This is a genomic window from Alkalibacterium sp. s-m-28, from assembly GCF_054658175.1.
This window is the reverse complement of record NZ_BAAGIQ010000518.1, coordinates 1-230: the sequence shown is the minus strand read 5'-3', so window position 1 is coordinate 230 and position 230 is coordinate 1. Positions and strand designations below refer to the sequence as shown.

Sequence of the window (230 nt, the reverse complement as noted above, 5' to 3'; positions counted from 1 at the left end):
TTGATGTTTAAAGTATTCCCAATTGTAATTCACCGATGTTTGTCTTTGGTTCCCCTTCGGGGTTTTGGCTAGTTTATTCAGCCTGTCATCCATTTGTTCCTTGTCTGCTGTGTACACTTTAAACTGACGCGTATATCCCTGTTTATCCACACGTGTGCTGTAGTGGGTAAAACTAAACCGCACACCGTCCAGGTCGGTATAAGCATCTTCTATTTCGTCATATGACCAAT

1 pseudogene is annotated in these 230 nt (G+C 42.2%); it reads right to left on the bottom strand.

Annotation, left to right across the window (positions count from 1 at the left end):
- A pseudogene (locus ACYQ4S_RS13095) lies at positions 1 to 230 on the bottom strand (IS5/IS1182 family transposase); the annotation flags it as partial.